General features: G+C 36.6%; 17 protein-coding genes and 1 pseudogene. 5 read left to right on the forward strand and 13 right to left on the reverse strand.

What is annotated here, in order from left to right; translation table 11 throughout:
• Positions 1 to 327 precede the first annotated feature (327 nt).
• Complete coding sequence (locus tag AC4G3N_RS07245; protein WP_066100201.1) at positions 328 to 1038, forward strand: DsbA family oxidoreductase; 711 nt, start codon at positions 328 to 330, stop codon at positions 1036 to 1038.
• A gap of 130 nt (positions 1039 to 1168) precedes the next feature.
• Here the strand turns inward: AC4G3N_RS07245 and AC4G3N_RS07250 are convergent, their stop codons facing one another.
• The 5 genes and pseudogenes from AC4G3N_RS07250 to AC4G3N_RS07270 form a co-directional block, all read right to left on the reverse strand.
• Positions 1169 to 1816 carry an EAL domain-containing protein gene (locus AC4G3N_RS07250; protein ID WP_066100204.1) on the reverse strand — a complete coding sequence of 216 codons (648 nt, stop codon included), beginning with the start codon at positions 1814 to 1816 and terminating at the stop codon, positions 1169 to 1171.
• Positions 1817 to 1941: 125 nt separating this feature from the next.
• Entirely contained in the window at positions 1942 to 2595 is a 654-nt protein-coding gene (locus AC4G3N_RS07255) for a response regulator (protein ID WP_066100207.1), read from the reverse strand.
• Between the two features lie 234 nt (positions 2596 to 2829).
• Positions 2830 to 3213 carry a hypothetical protein gene (locus tag AC4G3N_RS07260; RefSeq protein ID WP_139891203.1) on the reverse strand — a complete coding sequence of 128 codons (384 nt, stop codon included), beginning with the start codon at positions 3211 to 3213 and terminating at the stop codon, positions 2830 to 2832.
• A 304-nt stretch (positions 3214 to 3517) separates the two neighbouring features.
• Positions 3518 to 3835 carry a hypothetical protein gene (locus tag AC4G3N_RS07265; protein WP_066100214.1) on the reverse strand — a complete coding sequence of 106 codons (318 nt, stop codon included), beginning with the start codon at positions 3833 to 3835 and terminating at the stop codon, positions 3518 to 3520.
• Positions 3836 to 3846: 11 nt separating this feature from the next.
• Positions 3847 to 4589: pseudogene (locus tag AC4G3N_RS07270) on the reverse strand (TspO-related membrane protein).
• A 485-nt stretch (positions 4590 to 5074) separates the two neighbouring features.
• Here AC4G3N_RS07270 and AC4G3N_RS07275 point away from each other — a divergent pair.
• Positions 5075 to 5590: a LemA family protein gene (locus tag AC4G3N_RS07275; protein WP_491090087.1), complete on the forward strand. Its 516-nt coding sequence runs from the start codon at positions 5075 to 5077 to the stop codon at positions 5588 to 5590.
• On the forward strand, positions 5590 to 6351 hold the full coding sequence (locus tag AC4G3N_RS07280; RefSeq protein ID WP_066102243.1) for a TPM domain-containing protein: 762 nt from the start codon (positions 5590 to 5592) through the stop codon (positions 6349 to 6351). The genes AC4G3N_RS07275 and AC4G3N_RS07280 overlap by 1 nt, the downstream gene beginning before the upstream one ends.
• A 163-nt stretch (positions 6352 to 6514) precedes the next feature.
• Here the strand turns inward: AC4G3N_RS07280 and AC4G3N_RS07285 are convergent, their stop codons facing one another.
• Genes AC4G3N_RS07285 through AC4G3N_RS07295 form a run of 3 tightly spaced genes read right to left on the reverse strand, consistent with a single transcriptional unit; the run spans position 6515 to position 11312 of the window.
• Entirely contained in the window at positions 6515 to 8323 is a 1809-nt protein-coding gene (locus AC4G3N_RS07285) for an ABC transporter substrate-binding protein (RefSeq protein WP_491089970.1), read from the reverse strand.
• 47 nt (positions 8324 to 8370) lie between these two features.
• Positions 8371 to 9846, reverse strand: a complete 1476-nt coding sequence (locus AC4G3N_RS07290; protein ID WP_139063783.1) for an ABC transporter permease — start codon at positions 9844 to 9846, stop codon at positions 8371 to 8373.
• A 14-nt stretch (positions 9847 to 9860) separates the two neighbouring features.
• Entirely contained in the window at positions 9861 to 11312 is a 1452-nt protein-coding gene (locus tag AC4G3N_RS07295) for an ABC transporter permease (RefSeq protein ID WP_373925463.1), read from the reverse strand.
• Positions 11313 to 11514: 202 nt separating this feature from the next.
• Between AC4G3N_RS07295 and AC4G3N_RS07300 the strand changes: the two genes are divergently transcribed.
• Positions 11515 to 13239 (forward strand): ABC transporter ATP-binding protein, encoded by a 1725-nt coding sequence (locus tag AC4G3N_RS07300; protein WP_066100223.1) that lies wholly within the window; start codon positions 11515 to 11517, stop codon positions 13237 to 13239.
• 230 nt (positions 13240 to 13469) lie between these two features.
• On the opposite strand, the gene AC4G3N_RS07305 is transcribed toward AC4G3N_RS07300, so the two are convergent.
• The 5 genes from AC4G3N_RS07305 to lepB form a co-directional block, all read right to left on the reverse strand.
• Positions 13470 to 14459 (reverse strand): Gfo/Idh/MocA family protein, encoded by a 990-nt coding sequence (locus AC4G3N_RS07305; protein ID WP_066100226.1) that lies wholly within the window; start codon positions 14457 to 14459, stop codon positions 13470 to 13472.
• A gap of 73 nt (positions 14460 to 14532) precedes the next feature.
• On the reverse strand, positions 14533 to 15744 hold the full coding sequence (locus AC4G3N_RS07310; RefSeq protein ID WP_066102251.1) for a phospholipase D-like domain-containing protein: 1212 nt from the start codon (positions 15742 to 15744) through the stop codon (positions 14533 to 14535).
• Between the two features lie 139 nt (positions 15745 to 15883).
• Positions 15884 to 16315, reverse strand: a complete 432-nt coding sequence (locus tag AC4G3N_RS07315) for a YlbF/YmcA family competence regulator (protein ID WP_066100229.1) — start codon at positions 16313 to 16315, stop codon at positions 15884 to 15886.
• Positions 16316 to 16317: 2 nt separating this feature from the next.
• On the reverse strand, positions 16318 to 17856 hold the full coding sequence (gene miaB, locus AC4G3N_RS07320; protein ID WP_066100232.1) for a tRNA (N6-isopentenyl adenosine(37)-C2)-methylthiotransferase MiaB: 1539 nt from the start codon (positions 17854 to 17856) through the stop codon (positions 16318 to 16320).
• 415 nt (positions 17857 to 18271) lie between these two features.
• Positions 18272 to 18826, reverse strand: coding sequence for a signal peptidase I (gene lepB, locus AC4G3N_RS07325; RefSeq protein WP_066100235.1), 555 nt, complete (start codon positions 18824 to 18826; stop codon positions 18272 to 18274).
• Between the two features lie 538 nt (positions 18827 to 19364).
• Here lepB and AC4G3N_RS07330 point away from each other — a divergent pair.
• Positions 19365 to 19925 (forward strand): GNAT family N-acetyltransferase, encoded by a 561-nt coding sequence (locus AC4G3N_RS07330; protein WP_491089971.1) that lies wholly within the window; start codon positions 19365 to 19367, stop codon positions 19923 to 19925.
• Positions 19926 to 19950 lie beyond the last annotated feature (25 nt).

A 19950-nucleotide genomic window follows, 5' to 3' on the forward strand; every position in this document is an offset into this window, starting at 1 on the left:
CTTTCGCTTTTTAAAAAGGATTATTCCATTGTTGTAAAAGTCATTATAATCAAATAAAATAACTGTATTTATCAGGATTCCTTTGTAAATCCAATGCAGTATTCCTTTGTTCAAAAGCGGAAAATTTAATTAGTCCAGATACTCTGGTTGCAGCATTCATATATATATCAACATGTATAATATGTATCTAAGGCAAACTACATAGAGCAATTAAACTCCGAACTGTTACCCGATAAGACACACACCTGCAAGCATGTATATTGTCATGCCCTATTTGAAAATGTATACTTTGAACATACAACCAGATAGACCAGGGAGGCTTGAAAAATGAGAGTTGATATATGGTTCGATTATGCTTGTCCTTTCTGTTATATAGGGAAACGGCGATTAGAAGCCGCCATAGCTGAATTCATATACAAAGATCAGATAGAAGTACATTTTCACAGCTATCAACTGCAGCCTGATGCTCCAAAGAAATCAAATTCAAATATTCATGAGCTTATTGCTGCTAAATATGGCACTACAGTTGACCATGCCAGAAAAATGAATGAACATATATCTGAACAGGCCCGCGAAGAAGGGATTATATTTCGCTTTGATTCAATGATTCCTACAAATACAACAGATGCTCACCGTCTTACCCACTATGCTAAGGAGTATGGGAAAAGCGAGGAGATGACTGAACGAATACTTAAAGCTTATTTTTCTGAATCACTGCATATAGGAGACCGCGCAACCCTTCTGAAACTTACAAATGAAATAGGACTTCCCGGACATGAAGTACTAGATGTACTTAACACGGAGCAATATAAACAACAAGTAAATGAGGATATACAAATAGCCGAACAAATAGGAGTTAAGGGAGTCCCTTTATTCGTATTCAATAATAAATATGCCATCTCCGGAGCCCAAAGCACTGAAACACTTAAAGAAGTGCTTCAGGATGTATGGGAAGAAGAATATGATATGGCATTAATGACCGCTTCAAACAAACAACATGTAAATGAATTTTGCACAGATGATGGATGCTTCGATTAAAATTGAATAAAACGCGAGAAGGCAATAGATCCTAATAGCCTTGCTCGCGTTTTTTATTTTTGGATAGATACTTTCCCTCAACTAAAAAGCCTCTTGTTCTATGCATAAGAACAAGGACCTAATTTACTAGTTAATTAGCGATTCTCCTAAGCTTTGTTTTTAGTTCATGTGCAGGCACAGGTTCTGAATATAAATAACCTTGGACTTCGTCACAGCGGATACTTTTTAGAAATGCCATCTGCTTATCCGTCTCCACACCTTCAGCGATTACTTTCAAATTTAGAGAATGTGACATCGAAATAATAGCAGAAATGATTTTACTATTACTTTCGAAATCATCAACAAAGCTTTTATCAATCTTTAAAGTGTCAACAGCCAATTGATTTAAATAACTAAATGAACTATATCCGGTTCCAAAATCGTCAATACTGACTTGTATCCCCATTTGACGGAGCTGTTGTAATAAATGATTATTTTCCTGTTTATCATGCATCATGATAGTTTCGATCACTTCAATACCAATTTCTTTCCCGGTTAACCCATATTCTTTTAATGCTTCTGCAAAAAATTCAACAAAGTCCTCCTGTGAAAAATGAATAACAGATATATTTATTGAAATAAGTTGAATATATATCCCTTCCCTTTTCCATACCTTAATTTGCTGGAATACTTGGCGGATAATTAACCTTTCAAGCGGTACAATAAGTTTGGCCTCTTCAGCTATCTTGATGAATACAGCCGGCGACATGAATCCATAGGTATAATAATGACTAAACAAAGATAGCTCACCTCTTTTCATTTCTAGCAGCCTAATCAATAATTTAGTGAGTATTAAAAAGAATCCCACTCTATTTATCGACCATTCTTGGGTGAAGTTCAATCGACTATTTCATTCCTATTTATTTAATTCACTAAAGAATATATATAAGCCATCAATTCTGAACGGTTATTTACTTTAAACTTTCTGTATAGCTGACTTACATAATTCTTAACTGTACCATTAGATAAGAATAAATAGTGGGCTATTTGTTCATTTGTATGCCCTTCTGACAATAGTTTAATAATGTCATGTTCCCGATCGTTCAGGTTAATTCCCTGTTTCTCCAGTTTAATTGGTATTGGCGATGATGGTTCATTTTGTAAATACATAATTAAATTCTTTTGAATAATAGAGGGCAGTACGATATGCCCATTCACGCATTGCCTAATTGAATAAAGAAGATGCTTCGTTTCCACATTTTTTAAAATATACCCGGTTGTTCCCTTTTTGATACTATCGATGATTTCATCTTCATTTGTATCCGCTGCAAGCATGATTACTTGACTAGAAGGATAGGCATTTTTAATGATTGCTAAGGCTTCATTCCCTCCATTTGGAGGAAGATTGCTATCAAGGAGTATTACATCTGGTTTTTGCTCAGACATCATTTTTATAAGACTATCAGTATCTCCAGCACAACCTGTCATTTCAAAGTCATGTTCATCCTTCAAAATCATAAATAATCCATCACGAATAATGGCCTGACTCTCTCCTATAAGAATATTTATTTTACTCATACATTCCACATCACTTCTTACCCTTCGTTACTGGATTATTGAAAAGTTTTATACACTTTACCTATTTGTAATTTTTGGTAAAACAAGTCTATAGTCCTAGTATAATAACAAGTTTTGTCGAAGTATATACTTTTTTCCTAAGTATTCCTAGTATTGTAAAATAAACTAAGAGCCTCATTCCCTAAAAAGGAAATGAGGCTCTTATAAAGATCAGAAAAATAATATGATTAGTTATTAATAGATGGATTTACGCTGTGGTATGTATCTATGAAGTATATGGATTCCTCCAAAGTTTCTTTTTTTAGATGATCTCATATACTCAGCATATAAAGTTTGGGCACGTTCTGAATAATATTCCCGATAATCTTCATGCAATTCCGCATTAATATAATTCATAATTTTTATGTACTGTCTCTTTATCCTTTTTGCATCTTTAGATAATTGAATCATCTTCTCAAATTCCATCAGATAACCTTGAACCAAAAGTACATTCCCGGCTACATTTAATAAAACATCAAGTTTTTGATCCGGATTATCCATATAGGGTACCTGTGTACTTATCCTGCTTCTATTTTTATGTAAACTCTTTTCGTGTGAATGAATCAACAAATCTTTCATCCTCCCTGCTTTAGAGTTTTTCCAATTCCATAATACCAAATATTCTGACTAATTTATATTTTTAGTATAAGTCGTTACCTACGGATATGAAAAGATGCCCAAAGTCATTTTAATATTTAAGGAAGATAAGCCCTTTTACTTATTTATCTAACTAATAATCATGAAATTTTTATCCTTCTAGAAGAAAATCTGTGGGCAGCTGTATTATTACATTGCTATAAATTTAATTCATTATTGCACGTGCTATAATATATTTTTGTTATTTATTATCCAGTCGGTGCTTATCATATCTATTTATATCCAATTATTCAGCTGATTTATCCAATTGTTTCTTAATTTGCTTAAGCATCTCTTTAAATACCTTTACATCGTTTTTCGGAATATCCTCTTCCCCATAACGAGATCTTTCATATATTTCGCTTAATTGACGATTCAGCTCATCATTATTTAAATGAATCCGGTTCAGCCAATCACGGAATAATTCTCCAAACTTTCTTTTATGTATACCCTTCATATCCCTTTCAAATTTATAAACTAGCATTCTGATCGGTATATTTGAAGGAGGATTATGCTGAGCTCTATTGTCTTTATTTCGTTTTATTTGTCCCAGCCTCTTTAACATTAACTATTTATCTACCTTACGTTGTGATTATATGTTTGTTTTTGTTTGTTTACCGGGATACATGATGCAATAAAGATGATAACAGCCAACCCATATGCCATGTAGGCAATGCCCTCTGAAGTCTCCTGATTACGAATTCCAATCGCATTGTATGCCCAAACAAAGACAAAGGGATATCAATAATTCGATTCCTTAAATTTAAAGATAATCGCCAGTCCTGTACCAACCACAAGCATAATAGCTGTCCATATCTCACCGGATAAATCAAAGCCGTCCCACCCATATTCTTTCAATACATAAGCTACATTAACAATTGTCGCAACACTAATCCATCCAAGATTGATTGAAAATGGTGCGATGTCTAATAAGCCAGGATTGCTATTTTTCATTCGCCTATACAAGATGATCAAACTGATTAAATAGGTAAACATAACAGCAAGACTAGCTATGAAATATTCATAATGCCAGGTCAGGATCCACGTACAGTTCAATAGCCCGCTTAACATAAATATAATGCTAGTATTTGTATAAACAGGCAATCCTCGACGCTCCCTTGGATACTGTCGAATAATCCATATACCTATTAAAATATTAAAGACCAGATAGAAAATGCGTAACCTGCACGTGTGATTAATACATCAATTCGATTTGATATTTCTCCTGTCGTCTGACCGTTGATTGGCAGCAAGTTAGCCAAAGCATTAATAACCACAATTAAGATAAAGACAAGAGTATTTAACTCCCGTCTAATCATAAACAACCCCTTCCAAGAATAAGATAGTCAATATATTCCTCAATTCACAACCCTTTAACCATTTAATACAATAGCCAGGTTATCACCTAGAACTTGGAGAATAGTTCAACAAAACTCTTCCTATACTGTTTAGATAATAAATGGCCGACAGTACTCTGTCGCATTTTATTCAATTGGCTTCAACTTGCTTGCAAATTATTATCTGATTTAGACTAACCTCTCTTTAACATTTCTCTTTACTATACTAACCTGACAATTTGGCAAGAATATTAATTAAAACATTCTTTTTATTAGGTAAACCCAATTATAATTAGGAAATGAAGCCTTTCAACTAAGATTGCTTTTTTATATTTAGGGGTATGATGATTAATGAAACTTTTTCACCCATCAAACGTTATATAGTGTAAGAAAGGAGTGCAAAAATATTGAAAAGAGGATCAATCATATTACTTGCTGGGGTTGTGGTTATTGGCATTATAATCGCTATGTTTGCTTCGAGTTATAATGGCTTTGTGAACGCAGAAGAGAATGTCGATAAAGCTTATTTCCAGATCGACAACCAATTACAAAGAAGGATGGACTTAATTCCTAATTTAGTTAATACCGTTAAAGGGTATGCCGAGCATGAAGAAGCCGTTATAAATGATGTCTCAACTGCTCGTGCAAATCTTGCCGGTGCTAATACACCGCAGGAACAAGCAACGGCCAATGATGAACTTACAGGTGCATTAAATCGACTATTAGTTGTTGTTGAAAACTATCCTGATCTGAAGGCCAATCAAAGTTTCCAGCAATTAATGGATGAACTGGCCGGTACTGAAAATCGGATTGCTGTAGCAAGACAGGATTATAATACGGAAGTATCCACTTATAATAAAAAAGTGAAGCAATTTCCCGGTGCCTTGATTGCCGGATTATTTAATTTTGATAGCAAGGAATATTTTAAAGCTGCTGATGGCGCAGAGCAGGCACCGACAGTAGATTTTAATGGAACTGAATGATGTTTAAAAGAATTCTCCACTCAATGGCGACTTTCTTATTCTTATTGGTCAGCTTGATTGGAAGTCCAGTGTCCGCAGCTGTTCCCAAACCACAAGGGGATATTTACGTTCAGGATTTCGCCAATCTATTAGATGACAGTGAGAAACAACAGTTGATTCAGTTAGGTCGTACATTGGAAGATCAAACAAAAGCCCAAATTGCTGTGTTAACCGTAAATACTTTAGATAATCAAACACCTGAAGAATACGCACTGGATGCCTTCCGTACATATGAGCTAGGTGATAAGGAACTTAATAATGGTGTCCTTTTATTAATAGCGAATAAGGATAGAAAAGCCCGTATTGAAGTTGGATACGGTCTTGAAGGGGCATTGCCTGATGGAAAGGTTGGCAGAATATTGGACACGTATACTATTCCATATATGCAATCTAACCAACCTAACGAGGCTGTCATCAATACGTATAAGGAATTATTTAATGTCGTCTCTCAGGAATATCAACTAAATGAATCAACCGATTCGAAAGCTTATGTCTCCGAAGTAAATAATGAAGGCGGTATGGCGACCTGGAAAAAACTATTAATAGGAGCTGCACTTGTTACATTTATCATTATTGATATGACTTTCTTTGGTGGTACATTTACTTATATGCTTCTTCACATTCTGTCTGCATTTTCAAGGAACGGCGGAGGTCGTGGAGGTGGAAATCGCGGCGGCGGTGGCGGTTCATCTGGCGGCGGCGGGGCTTCGAGAGGCTGGTAAATTATAAATACCTATAACTAATCAATACCATAATTGAACCCGGCGATAGAAAATCAGTTTGTTTTCCTTTCCCAGTTTCGTATTTTGTATATACAGAATATATTCTTAATCAGTCATACTGAACAAAAAAGAATCCTTTTCGGGATTCTTTTTTTGTTTCTATTTACTTTTCAGAGCGATAGGCTTCTAAAGCTTTTTTGACTTTTTCAGCATCAGGGGATAATTCGTTACCTGTATCAACAAGCGGGCTGACGGTTGAAATAGCCTTTGCTTTATCGCCTTTATAGAATTGAATGAACTCATCCTGATTAATGGAATAAAGAACTGCCTTTCTTAAGTTCTCACTTTGTGCAACATCACGATTTTTCGTGTTAAATAACAAGTAAGAAACGGCATTACTCTGGATGCTTTGTAGTTTCATCTTGCTGTCTTCCTTAAGAATATCAAACTTTGTTTCTGGTACACCGGATAGCATGTCGATTTCACTGCTTCGTAGTGCACTAAATGCGCTATCAGGGTCTTTGATAAATCGTACGGAAACTCTATTAATATATGGTTCGTATTCTCCCCCTTCCATATAAGCAGGGTTCTTTTGGAATACAGCTTCATAGTCATTTTTGTACAGCATTATATAAGGTCCGCTTGTATATAACGTGTTATTATATTGGCTGCCCTCGGTTACCGTACTTTGATCTCCATAAGGGATATCTTTCTTGACATCGAAAGAAGCTACATCATAAGTATTGATGCTTTCAACTTGTTTTTTCGAAACAATTCCTGCAGATTGGTGGGCTAGATAATTCAACACCTGTGGGAATGGCTCAGTTGTTGTCATTTTTACGACTTGATACTTCCCATTTTTTTGATCGGCATCCTCTTTTGCTTTGACTAGTCCCGTTATTTCACTTTCCAGATCTTTATTAAGAGCGTCCTTTACGGTGCCTTTCTCATTGGAAAGCTTCACTGATTCAAGGCTCGCCACGTCCTCAACGATTTCTACTTTCTTGATATGCTCATGCAAGCTGTATGTTCTGTGGTCCGGTACGGAATCTTTGTCTTTCGCACGATTCAAGGAAAATATGACATCTTCTGCTCCGACTCTTTCACCTGAGCCAACTGCCTTTTTATTTTCTACTTTAGCAAACCGAATGTCATTTCTGAGTACAAAATAATATTCCGTATTTCCTTCAGCAATGGCATGATTCAACGATAAGGATGCATCCGAGGTGATTTTATCATCGTCAGTCAAATTCACCAAACGTATATACATATTCGTATTCAATTGGTTGATGGAACCATCATTTCCTTTGATTGGATCAAGAGAAGTTAGCGTAGACATCGACTGTGTCAATTTCAAAGGTTCCTTATCACGCTTTGTAGTATCGGCAAAATCAATTGAATCCCACGCCAAGGCCCGCGACTTCGACAAACGTACGGATTTTTCCTTTAATATATCTGTATTAACCGCTTGATTTTTGTTGGATATATACAAAGGAGCAATATAAGCCTTTTCAAATACAAGGTGGTCTTCTAACTCTTTGTAGGTTCCTTTATATTCTTCTGGAGTTTGAGTAGATGCTTTATTAATCAATTTATCCAATTTAGGATCTGATATAATGCTATAATCCCCTCCTGTTATAAACAACGATCGCACCGCATAATCCGGATTACCCGTAACTGTGGTCCAACTCGACATAGACACATCGAAATTGCCTGCATCTTCCTGTGCTTTAAAGCTTCCGAAATCCGGTTGAAGATTCAATTTGACTTCAAATCCATTTTTCGTAAGTTGATCACGAAGAATATTTACATCTGACTCGTTGGCACTCGTACTCAATATTTCAATCTCAATAGCTTCCTTTTTTTCACCATCATTAACTTTATTACTTACATCATCTTTTGTTTGGACTGTGCATGCGCTAAGAACCAATAAGAATACAAGCAATAACGGCATAAATCCTTTTATCTTCAAAATAACTCCCCCAAATGATTCATATTTGATAAAGCTTCTTTTCATAATCAGGATGATCGATCAAGCTTAGGATCAAGTGCATCCCTCAGACCATCCCCAAGAAAATTGAATGACAACACAAGCAAAACGATTGCTACTCCAGGAAAAATAGCAAGATAAGGATTAGATTCCAAGTAGGCGCTTCCAATTCGCAAAATATTTCCCCATTCTGGTATATGTGGTTCAACCCCAAGTCCAAGATAACTTAAGCTGCTTGTCGATATGACAGCTGCACCTATTGTTAAAGTGGATTTCACGATCATAGGAGCCATGGAGTTAGGGATGATATGTTTGAAAATGATGGCACGATCCTTTACTCCAAGAGCCCTCGAAGCCTCTACAAATTCATAATTAGAAACCTGGAGCACATTAGCGCGCATCGTCCTGGCATATGTAGGAATAGCCCCTACGCTTAAGGCGATAATCAAATTAACAGTATTAGCTCCAAAGGCAGCAATGATTGTAATCGCCAGCAAAATACCTGGGATAGCATATAAAATATCTAAAAGCCGCATGATGATATTATCAGTATGTCTGCCATAATAGCCTGAGATGGCACCTAGGAATCCTCCGATCAATACAGGAATAAGGGTAGCCAGGAATCCAACAATGAGTGATATTCTAGCACCGAATACAAGCCTGGAAAAAACGTCCCTGCCGAAATTATCCGTACCGAATGGATAAACGAGACTCGGAGATTGCAAGATTGCTCCGTAATTATTTTCGATTGCAAGACTCATTTCAAAAGTAAACATACTGCACACTGAAATCATGAACAGAAAGATGATAAAAAACAAACTCAGCATCGCTGCAAAATGCTTTGATAACCTTTCCCATATTGATTCCCACTCTGTCTTAACACCATACTGCAGATTTCTAGCCCTTAGTAGGATCGTTATTCCAAACACTAGAGAAAACAGATTTCCGGTAAGGGTGCTCAACAGAAAGAAAATAGCGACAACGATGGATGCCTTCTTATGCAGTCTCCCTTTCAGGAGCAACAAAACACCTAACAGATGGAACAATGTTATCGCAATCAAGGTAGCCATTCCTGTCATAAAACTGTTTGACACATACGGTTTAAACAAATTAAGGGCAGAAACACCTATTACAAAGCAATCAACCAATAGCATATAAATTCCAAGAGAGTAATAGAGATTTTTCTTCTTTTTAATCAAGATCAACGCAGCTGCTGTCAAAAAGACATTCCCGCTGAATAGACTTGCCAGTTGAATAATCCCCAACCTCCTGGTAATAATCGAAATATCTCCTTTTTCCAGTAAGTCTATTTTCATTCTCCTCAGCAAAATGCCCTGTATGGCAGTAAAGCAGGTATAAATCCCAAACATCCATAAGAAAAATCCTCTACTTTCCATACTTTTGAAATCATAGACATTTAGCAGAAAAATGATTGTAAGTATCAAAGAAATACCTAAAGCGAACTTCGCCTGTCTATATTCCTGTGAAGCTTTTAAACTATTCATTTCATACACCTGCTTTAGTATTGTTTCATCTTATGCCGAATCCGCGGATCAAAGAATGCATACAAGATATCGATGAACATATTAACAATAGAAATGATAATGGCTGTATAGATGACAGCGCCCATTACTGCCGGCACATCCGGTATAAATTGTTTATCGACAATATAACTGCCCAGACCGCTGATATTAAACACTTTTTCTGTGACTGCTGCCCCTCCGAGCATTCCTCCAAATTGTAGTCCTATCACCGTAATAATTGGGATAAGAGCATTTGGTACTGCATGTCTCATGACAACTCTTTTTCCACTTAAACCTTTTGCCCTTGCCGTCAACATATAATCTTCATGTATGACTTCAAGTGTCGATGACCTGGTCATTCTGGCAACTGCAGCTGTCAGTCCTGTTCCAAGTACCACGACAGGCATGATTAGCGAAAGCCAATTGTTAGCACGATACGTTGCAGGTAGCCATTCTAAATGAACCGAGAAGCCCAATATGAAGATCAGCCCTTGCCAGAAACTCGGAATTGATAGTCCAAGCAAGGCAATTAACATAAAAGAATGATCAAAGATTGTATTCCTTCTGATAGCCGAAATGATTCCGGTTGGTAATGCGACCAGTACTGCGAGCAATAAAGAAAAGACGGCGATCGTCAATGTAATTGGAAACTTACGCATAATGGAAGATATCACGTCTTCATTTCCAGCAAAAGAACTACCTAGATCAAAAGTGAAGATTCCGATTATGGTGTCTCGTAATTGAATAAAGTAGGGCTGATCCAATCCATGCAAAGTATTGAATGCGGCAATCTGCTCCTTCGTTGCCGTTTCTCCCAATATGTTAGCAGCAGGATTGAACGGTGAAATATACAAAATCGTAAAGACAAGTATACTTACACCCAAAACAACGAAAATAGTCATGATTAAACGTTCCATCACGTATTTTACATAAGGGTAACTAAAGATAAACATCAATATGTACATAAAAAAACCAGCAATGAAGGAAATGAAGAAGAACCACCTTTCGCGGAGCAATACAGAAAATACATCCTCGAACTGCATCTTCCCTTTCCACGGTTCACTATCATCGCGAGTCGAAGAGACCATTAACTCTGATATATAGACATTTAATCGATGCTCGGCAAGTTGGGTTGCTTTTTGCTCAATCTCCTTATCGTCTACTTTCTTGTCAAAGAAATCCCGCTTTTTTCTAAGCTGATCCTGATAGTCCTTCTTAAAAGCAGTGAAATGGCCAGAATCGATAAGGGATTGCTTTAGCTCTGCTTCTGCAGCTGTATAACTACCTTTGTTTCTTTTGAAAAGATAATAAAACATAACAATTAAAAAGAGCGGAGCCCCCAAAATCAGGAGGAAACTTTTATATGCAGAGTTAGCCATCATTTTCCTAAAAATTTGATCTATCCTCTGTACAAAAGAATGGTTCCCCTTCCACTCCTGCTCATTAATCAATAATATCCCCTCCTTTTTTCCTTCAGCGTTTAGCCGAATACATATAATCATTCGTATAAACAAAAGATTTAAGAATAATTGCACTTTTCCGAGTGGTATAGTATATTTTATTTTAGCAATTGGTAAAAGTCAACAGTACGAGGAAATATATCCATTAGTCTTTTTTGGACCAATATGATGATTTGGCAGGTGTCTTTTGATGAATTCATTATTGCAAGTGCAACACTTATCGGTATCTTTTGAACAAGAAGAACAGGAATTTCAAGCTGTACAAAATATCAGCTTTTCACTTAATAAAGGAGAAACCTTAGGAATTGTCGGTGAATCAGGCAGTGGTAAAAGCGTCACTGCACGTTCAATCATGCAGCTGTTACCAGTGAGCGCCAGACGAAAGAACGGAACGGTTCTCTTTAACGGAAAAGATATTGGGAAATACTCAGAAAAAGAAATGGAGGTCATTCGTGGACGCGATATCGGAATGATATTCCAAGATCCAATGACATCTTTGAATCCGACCATGAAAATCGGAGATCAGATTGCAGAAGGATTAATAAAACACGAAAATCTATCCGATAAACAAGCCAAAAACCAAGCGCTCGATATGTTGGAATTGGTCGGTATTAAGGACAGCGAAATTCGCTATGAACAGTATCCTCATGAATTTTCTGGGGGAATGAGACAGCGGGTAATGATTGCAATAGCATTGGCATGCCGACCGTCTTTGCTAATAGCAGATGAACCTACAACTGCTCTTGACGTCACCATTCAGGCGCAAATCCTTAATCTAATGAAGAAGATGCAAGAAAAGTTCGGAACTTCAATCATTTTAATCACGCATGACTTTGGTGTAGTAGCTGGAATGTGCGACCGAGTAGCCGTCATGCAAAACGGGGAAATTGTAGAGACTGGTTCGACAGAGAAAATCTTTACCTCACCCACTCACCCTTATACAAAGAAGTTACTTCATGCACTTCCGAAACTAAATGAAAAGAAGAAATTGAAACCGGTACCTAATATAATCAGAAATACTGAAGATGTCCCGTTGCTGGAAGTGCGCAATCTTAAGCAATACTTCGATATTGGCAAAGGCAATACAATAAAAGCAGTAGATGATATTTCTTTCAGTATTAAAGCTGGGGAAACATTAGGAATCGTCGGCGAATCAGGAAGCGGTAAATCCACTACCGGACGCTCAATCCTTCAATTACATACCCCTACCGGAGGGGATATTCTTTTTAAAGGTATGGCGCTAAACGACTTTTCTCCTAATGAAATGCTCATCATGCGGCGTCATATGCAAATGATCTTTCAAGATCCTTATGCTTCTCTCAATCCAAGGATGCGGGTATTGGATATCATAGGTGAAGCACTGGATGTCCATCATCTCGCCACCAATAAATCAAATCGAAAGAAACGGGTTGAGACTTTGCTTGATATGGTTGGTTTGGATCCTGCATTCGCGATGAGATATCCGCATGAATTCTCTGGAGGGCAAAGACAACGAATCGGTATCGCCAGGGCATTAGCAGTCGACCCTGCCTTCATCGTGTGTGACGAGCCATTATCAGCCCTCGATGTCTCCATCCAAGCACAGATCGTTGAATTGATGGAAGATTTGCAACAACGGCTCGGTCTCACCTACCTGTTCATCGCTCATGACCTTTCCATGGTTAAACACATTAGCGATAGGGTAGCCGTCATGTATAAAGGAAAAATAGTAGAGTTGGCCGAAAGTGAAGAATTATATTCTAACCCTCAGCATGATTACACAAAATCGTTATTGGCCTCGATCCCTATCCCGGATCCAAAGATTGAAACACAAAAAAGAAAAAATGATGGATCAATTAAAACAGAGAAAAAAGAGTATAATGTTGAAAACACAAAACTAGTGGAAGTGTCTGCCGGACACTGGGTTGCCATTTAGCCTTAATCATTGGTTTGAAAACTTAAAGAGGCATCCAAGATCCTGAATGCCTCTTTCCACTTCTTTGTTTTTTACATAACCAGCTCTTCCACAACTGGATACACAAACTGGAAATTTTGCTCGTCTGGCAGTATATAGTAAGTATAATCAATGTTGATCTGTCTAAACTCTTCTTTCATATACTCACAGAAAAAACTTATGTTTCGCACTTAACAGACCTCAATTAAAAGTTACAACTTAACAATACTTTGATCTTTGATTGATTTATAACAAGCTTCAATTATTTTCATATTTTGCACGGTATCCAATGGCGTATATGCTGGGGTTTGATCGTTAAGTATACATTCTGCAAAATGATCCACTTGCATCATATATTGATCACACATAATCACTTCTTTTCGGGTCTCCCCTCCGCTTTTAACCAATAATTCCCCTTGATGTCCAACAAGATCTGGACGATAAGCATTTCTGCATATAATCTCTCCTAGAGTGCCAACCACGCGGTATTCATTTCGATTAGTCATTTCAAAACTGCAATCAAACATCGCTCGCACACCATTATCCATCGTCATATGCGCTGTGGTAGTTAAGTCTACATCATAAGGATTATTCAGATCTGCAAAGCCCATTATTTCTATTGGTTCAGCTCCTAAAATATGCCTGATAGCATGGATATTATAACAGCCAACGTCATATAGGGCCCCTCCCCCTTTTTCCGAAGATAAACGAATATTATCCTCATCATCACTTAATAAAAACGAATGACTGGCATACATATACTTTACCTCGCCTATTTCTCCCGTTTTAATAATATCTTTTACACGTTTATGTTGGGCATGAAATTGGTACATGAACGCTTCCATCATTTTCACACCATAACGCTCACACGCATTCATCATTTCAATTGTTTCTGCCTCTGTCAAAGCAGCTGGCTTCTCAACCAACACATGTTTACCAGCTTTTGCTGCTTCCATTGTCCATTTTGCATGCAAATGATTTGGTAATGGAATATAAACAGCTTGTATTTCAGGATCCGCTAATAATTCTTCGTATGAATCATATGTCCTCGGAATCTCCAAGCTTGCAGCCACATCTTTAGCCTTTTGACTTTGGCTGGCAATCGCTGTTGCCTCTCCATGGACAGAACGTTTAATGGCGGGAATCACTTGAGTTTGCCCAATATCTGCCGTACTTAAAATACCCCATTTTATTTTTGGCATTCTTATTTCTCCTTTCCAAAGTCCTAAAAAAAACGGATCATTACAATGATCCGTTTCTTAGAAGTTACTTCTATTATAGATAATAATGTACACATTTGGCAATTTTCATCAGTATTTTATCTTTCATTTTAAGGTTATCAAAATAATCTAATTTAATTTCCTTTGAATCCCCGAGATCTACATCTAATTGTTTTTGAACCGTTTGACTAAATGGTGATGATTTCATAAATAAAGTCATTTCATCATTCAACCTAAATGAACGTGAATCGATGTTGACTGTTCCAGTCATTAATCTTTCATAATCTACTAGGACAACCTTCCCATGGAAAATTCCTTTATCATATTGGTATACCTTCATTCCGTTTTCGAGTGCTTCTCTGACAAAAGGATACGCAGCCTGGGTTAACATTAATCCATCTGAATGTTTGGGCCACATGATGATAACCTCCACATCACGTTTTCTTGCCCGTTTTAAAGCATCCATAAAATCACGATTATCTGGAATAAAATAGGGGGTCGCAATTATAATTTGTTTTTTTGCCGCATCGAATTCTTGAATAAAATCCTCAACCAAGCCAAATCCACTTGAATATACCTTCAAATAATGATTGGTTTCTCCTTTTTCCAAGTCAACCTTATGTATAGGTGGAGAGTTACCTGTATTTACCTTCCAATCCTCGCAAAATTGTTGTTCAAAGTCCTGAACACCCTCACCTGTCATACGGATCTGATAATCATGCCATGTATTCTTTGTATATTTTTGTGCTACATTAAGTCCGCCTGTGTATCCGATTTTCCCATCTATCACAGCTATTCGACGATGATTTCTATGCTGGATGGAGTACCAAATATGAGGAAAATGAGGATCATTGCTATAGGTTATATGCACCCCTGCTTTTCTCAGTTCATCAAACCAATCATTCTTACCCTTTAAAGAGCCTGCTCGGTCTACCGAATAATAAACTTCGACTCCTTGATTCGCCTTTTTCTTCAATAAATCGAAAAATTTTTCGCTTGCTTCACCGCTACCAATTGAAAAATAATGAATATACACATATTCCTTAGCCTCTAAAATATCTTTTGAAAACTGAGGATAAAAAGTTTTCCAATCCGTGTACAATCCAAAATTACTGTTACGAATTGGATAGGTATGAGGTTGGCTACCTGCTTCCGCCGCTTCTCTTCCCGCTTTAATATCATAATTCACCCATACTAAAAGCAAGCCTATAAAGGTACTAAACAGTAAAAGACCGTTAATGAAATATATAATTATTTTTTTCAGCATCCTGACTGTCCTTTGAATGGAAGACAAATTACATCTTCCTTTTTGCTTAGTATGTGTAAATGAATCCATATTATTAAATAAGTAAAAAAGCCACACATCACACCTTTTTAATAAAGGAGTAATGTATGGCTTTCTAAAATTAGCAGCTATGGCTGTGAGAATTATTTTTTACTTTTGAGCCAGTTTCCCCACGTAACAAATCACCATTAGTTGCTTTAATGATTTCATCTGTCACTGTATTTGAGATGACATTAGCTACCATCTGCAGAAGATCATTAACTTCCATCTGCGATTGTTTGAATTCCTGGACAATCGGAATTTCATCCAATTCACGTTCTACCTTCGCTAATTTTTCCTCTGTCTTTTTAAAGGCTTCTGTCTTTCCATAATGTTGGAAGTTGACCGATTGCTTTTGTAACCCCTTGATTACTGACATTAACTCAGCTACATTTTTATTTTCATTGATTTGTGCTTCCGCTCGTTTAAAGAAATCAACTTCATTAGTCGTTGAGATCATTTTAGCCAAGTCTTTTGCTTTGTCAATAATTTGTTCTTTCGTGTAGTTCCCCATTTTTAAACTCCCACCTCTACCTCATTTGTTTCTTCCACATACTCACCATCAAGTGACCATGTTTTAGCATTTGTAATTTTTACTTTTACAATTTTACCGATAACAGATTTTGGAGCTCTAAAGTTAACTAATTTATTTTTAGTTGTGTATCCTGCCAGTACATCCGGATTGTTTTTGCTTTCCCCTTCAACTAAAACATCGAGAATCTGGCCTTTATATAATTGATTTTTTTTGTTGGCTGTTTCGTTTACCAGTGCATTCAAGCGTTGAAGACGCTCTTTTTTGACTTCCATCGGAACATTATCCTTCATTTTTGCGGCTGGTGTACCTTCACGCGGAGAATAAATAAATGTATAAGCCAAGTCATATCCAACTTCTTTATAAAGAGACATCGTTTCTTCAAACTGTTCGTCCGTTTCATTCGGATAGCCAACTATAATATCAGTTGTCAGTGTGACGTTAGGGATTGCTTCCTTTATTTTACGAACCAATTCCAAGTATTGTTCACGAGTGTATTTACGAGCCATGATTTTTAAGACATCATTATTACCGGATTGAACAGGCAAATGGATATGATCCATCATGTTTCCGCCCTTAGCCAGAACTTCAATCAAATGATCATCAAAATCACGAGGGTGACTTGTCGTGAAGCGCACACGCGGGATATCGATTTTACGAATTTCTTCCATTAAATCGCCTAGACGATAGTCGATATCTTCAAAGTCCTTACCGTATGCATTTACATTTTGCCCAAGCAATGTGATTTCCTGATATCCTTGAGCAGCCAGCTGACGAACCTCCTGAATGATATCTTCAGGTCTGCGGCTCCGTTCCTTTCCACGTGTAAATGGAACAATACAGTACGTACAGAACTTATCACAGCCATACATAATATTAACCCAAGCCTTGATGTTTCCTTTTCTTACTTTTGGAAGGTTCTCAATAATATCCCCTTCCTTGGACCAAACCTCAATAACCATTTCTTTGGACATATATGCTTCCATCAGTATTTCCGGTAAACGATGGATATTATGTGTTCCAAATATCATATCTACAAAGGCATGCTTTTGTAAAATTTTATTCACAACAGATTCTTCCTGTGACATACATCCACATACACCAAGCAATAAATCAGGCTTATTTTTTCTCAATGCTTTTAAATGGCCAAGTTCACCGAACACTTTATTTTCAGCATTTTCTCGAATGGCACATGTATTCAATAAAATTACATTGGCATCCTCCACGCTGTCAGTTGGTTCATATCCAAGAGCTAAAAAGATACCGGACATAACTTCAGTATCATGCTCATTCATTTGGCAACCGTACGTACGGATATAAAACTTGCGTCCTTCACCCATACCACGGAATTGTTCATTAATATTAAAATCCTTATGATAATTAATCGCTTCTTTTCCGCGTTTCTTAGCATCTTTTAAGGATGGTGGCATGTAAACCGTTTCAAAATACTTGCTATAATCTTTCTCTTGCTTTTTGTCATTTTTAACAGCGGTCGTCGTATCCAATCGTTGCTGCTCGTTCATATAAATCCCCTTCCATGTATCCACACTTATTGATTAAATCTATATATATTATTAAATAGACCAAACCACTCATAAACACAATTATAAAAGCACTAAACTCAAAAATAACAATTACAAACTGTATTGCAATCATTTTTAAAACTATCGTTGTCACATTCATTTAGTATAATGGTTTTGGGCAAATTTCTCAATATGAAGTGTAAAATAGCCTTTTTTGGGATAAACATGCAGATAAAAATACCTGTACAGGCATATATACAATTTTTTTGGTTCTTCCTATTACTTAAGAGCATTTGTCTTTCTAAACAATCCCTAAATCAATCACATATGTCTCCAAAAAAAATGTTTGTCTGCGTTATACCAATGTATTCTTTGATATAAGGCAGACAAACATCCTCCAACAACACTATTCATGTTACTTCGCAAAACCAATATCACTTATTGGCCAAATGCGCAGTTTCACTTCACCAATAATTCGATCCATCGGCACAAAACCAAATATCCTGCTATCTTTACTGTACAAGCGATTATCTCCAAGAACAAACATTTGTCCCTTTGGAACTTTTTGTTTACCTGTCAAATTCTTCAATGTAAAATCTTCAGTCAGACGTTCCCTCTCTTGTAAATCCTTCTTAAATTCCACCAGATAAGGTTCATCAACCGCTTTTCCATTGATATATAGAACATCATTCTTCATCTCAACAGTATCTCCTGGAAGACCAATTACACGTTTTACATAACTATCAGATGAATCTGTTGCATGAAATACGACCTCATCAAAACGGTTAATCGTTGTCATTTTACTTAAGATAACCCGATTTCCATCCTCGAGACTGGGAAGCATAGATTCTCCCCTCACTGTAGTTGGCGTAAAAACAAACTGACGCATTAAAGTCACAATAACAATTGCCAATACGACAGATTTAAACACTGACATAGCTTCTTTTCCTATATTTATCTTATCATTCATAAACCGTACTCCTTTAACCTAATTCATGTACACCCGCTCTGTTCTCTTCTTCATTCATTCCCTTACAAAGAAAAATACAAACGTGTTGGATGTATAAGACGTACAATGTCAATGAGCTAACAAGCCTTTATGTTCTATCATTCTTAATGAATTTTCTGTACCACTTAAAGACTGTTGGAGAATAGCAAAAAAACAGATAGCGCAATAGGACAATTACATAGAATAAAGCCACCTGAATAGGATTACCTAGTGAATCAATGACAAGTTTCCCCCCACTGCTTTTTCTTCATTTTGTTCATTGAAACTACTTTCAGAGATATCGACCCTAAAGGTTACTCATCCTAAGTAATTAAACAAGCGAGAATCCTTTTAAATACTATTTGTAATTTTCAAATATTTGGTTTTGGGATATAGTTATACTATTAATAAAAAGGAGTTGTGGATATGACCGCGCATATGGCAGTCGATGTTTTGTTAACCAACAAATAATCTGAGGGAGTGTATCTCCGACTGCACCCCTTATTAAAGGGAGAAAAACATGAAACAATTTTTTGATAACTATTTATCAGGTAAAACAGTTTTATTGAAACAAATGGAACCACATCATTTTGAGCGCTTTGCTGAAATTGAAAATGAAAATAGTACACTATTACTTGCAAATGATGATATTCCATTTCCATTAACAGCTGAAGATCACACAAATTTTTTCAAAACGATTAGTGGGAAAAAAGAAGAGTTTATGTTTGGTATTTTTGAGAAAGAATCAAATGAACTTATTGGATCATGTGGTGTATTCGCAATTAACTGGAAGAATAGCACGTGTTTTGTTGGGATATCCATTGGCAACGAGTGGCACAATAAAGGCTTTGGCACAGATGCTATGAATACATTAATTTCTTTTGTTTTTAATTACATCCATATCCATAAAATCAAACTTCAGGTGTTCAGTTTTAATACCAATGCTATCCGCTCTTACGAAAAATGCTATTTTAGTAAGGAGGGTACATTACGAAATGAAATCTTCAGATTTGGGTCATTCCATGATGTACATGTATATGGTTTACTGAGAGAAGAATGGAACAAGCAACAGACTAACTAACTAAAAAAAGCATTAATTCACGTTC

Source organism: Bacillus sp. z50 (assembly GCF_058313585.1).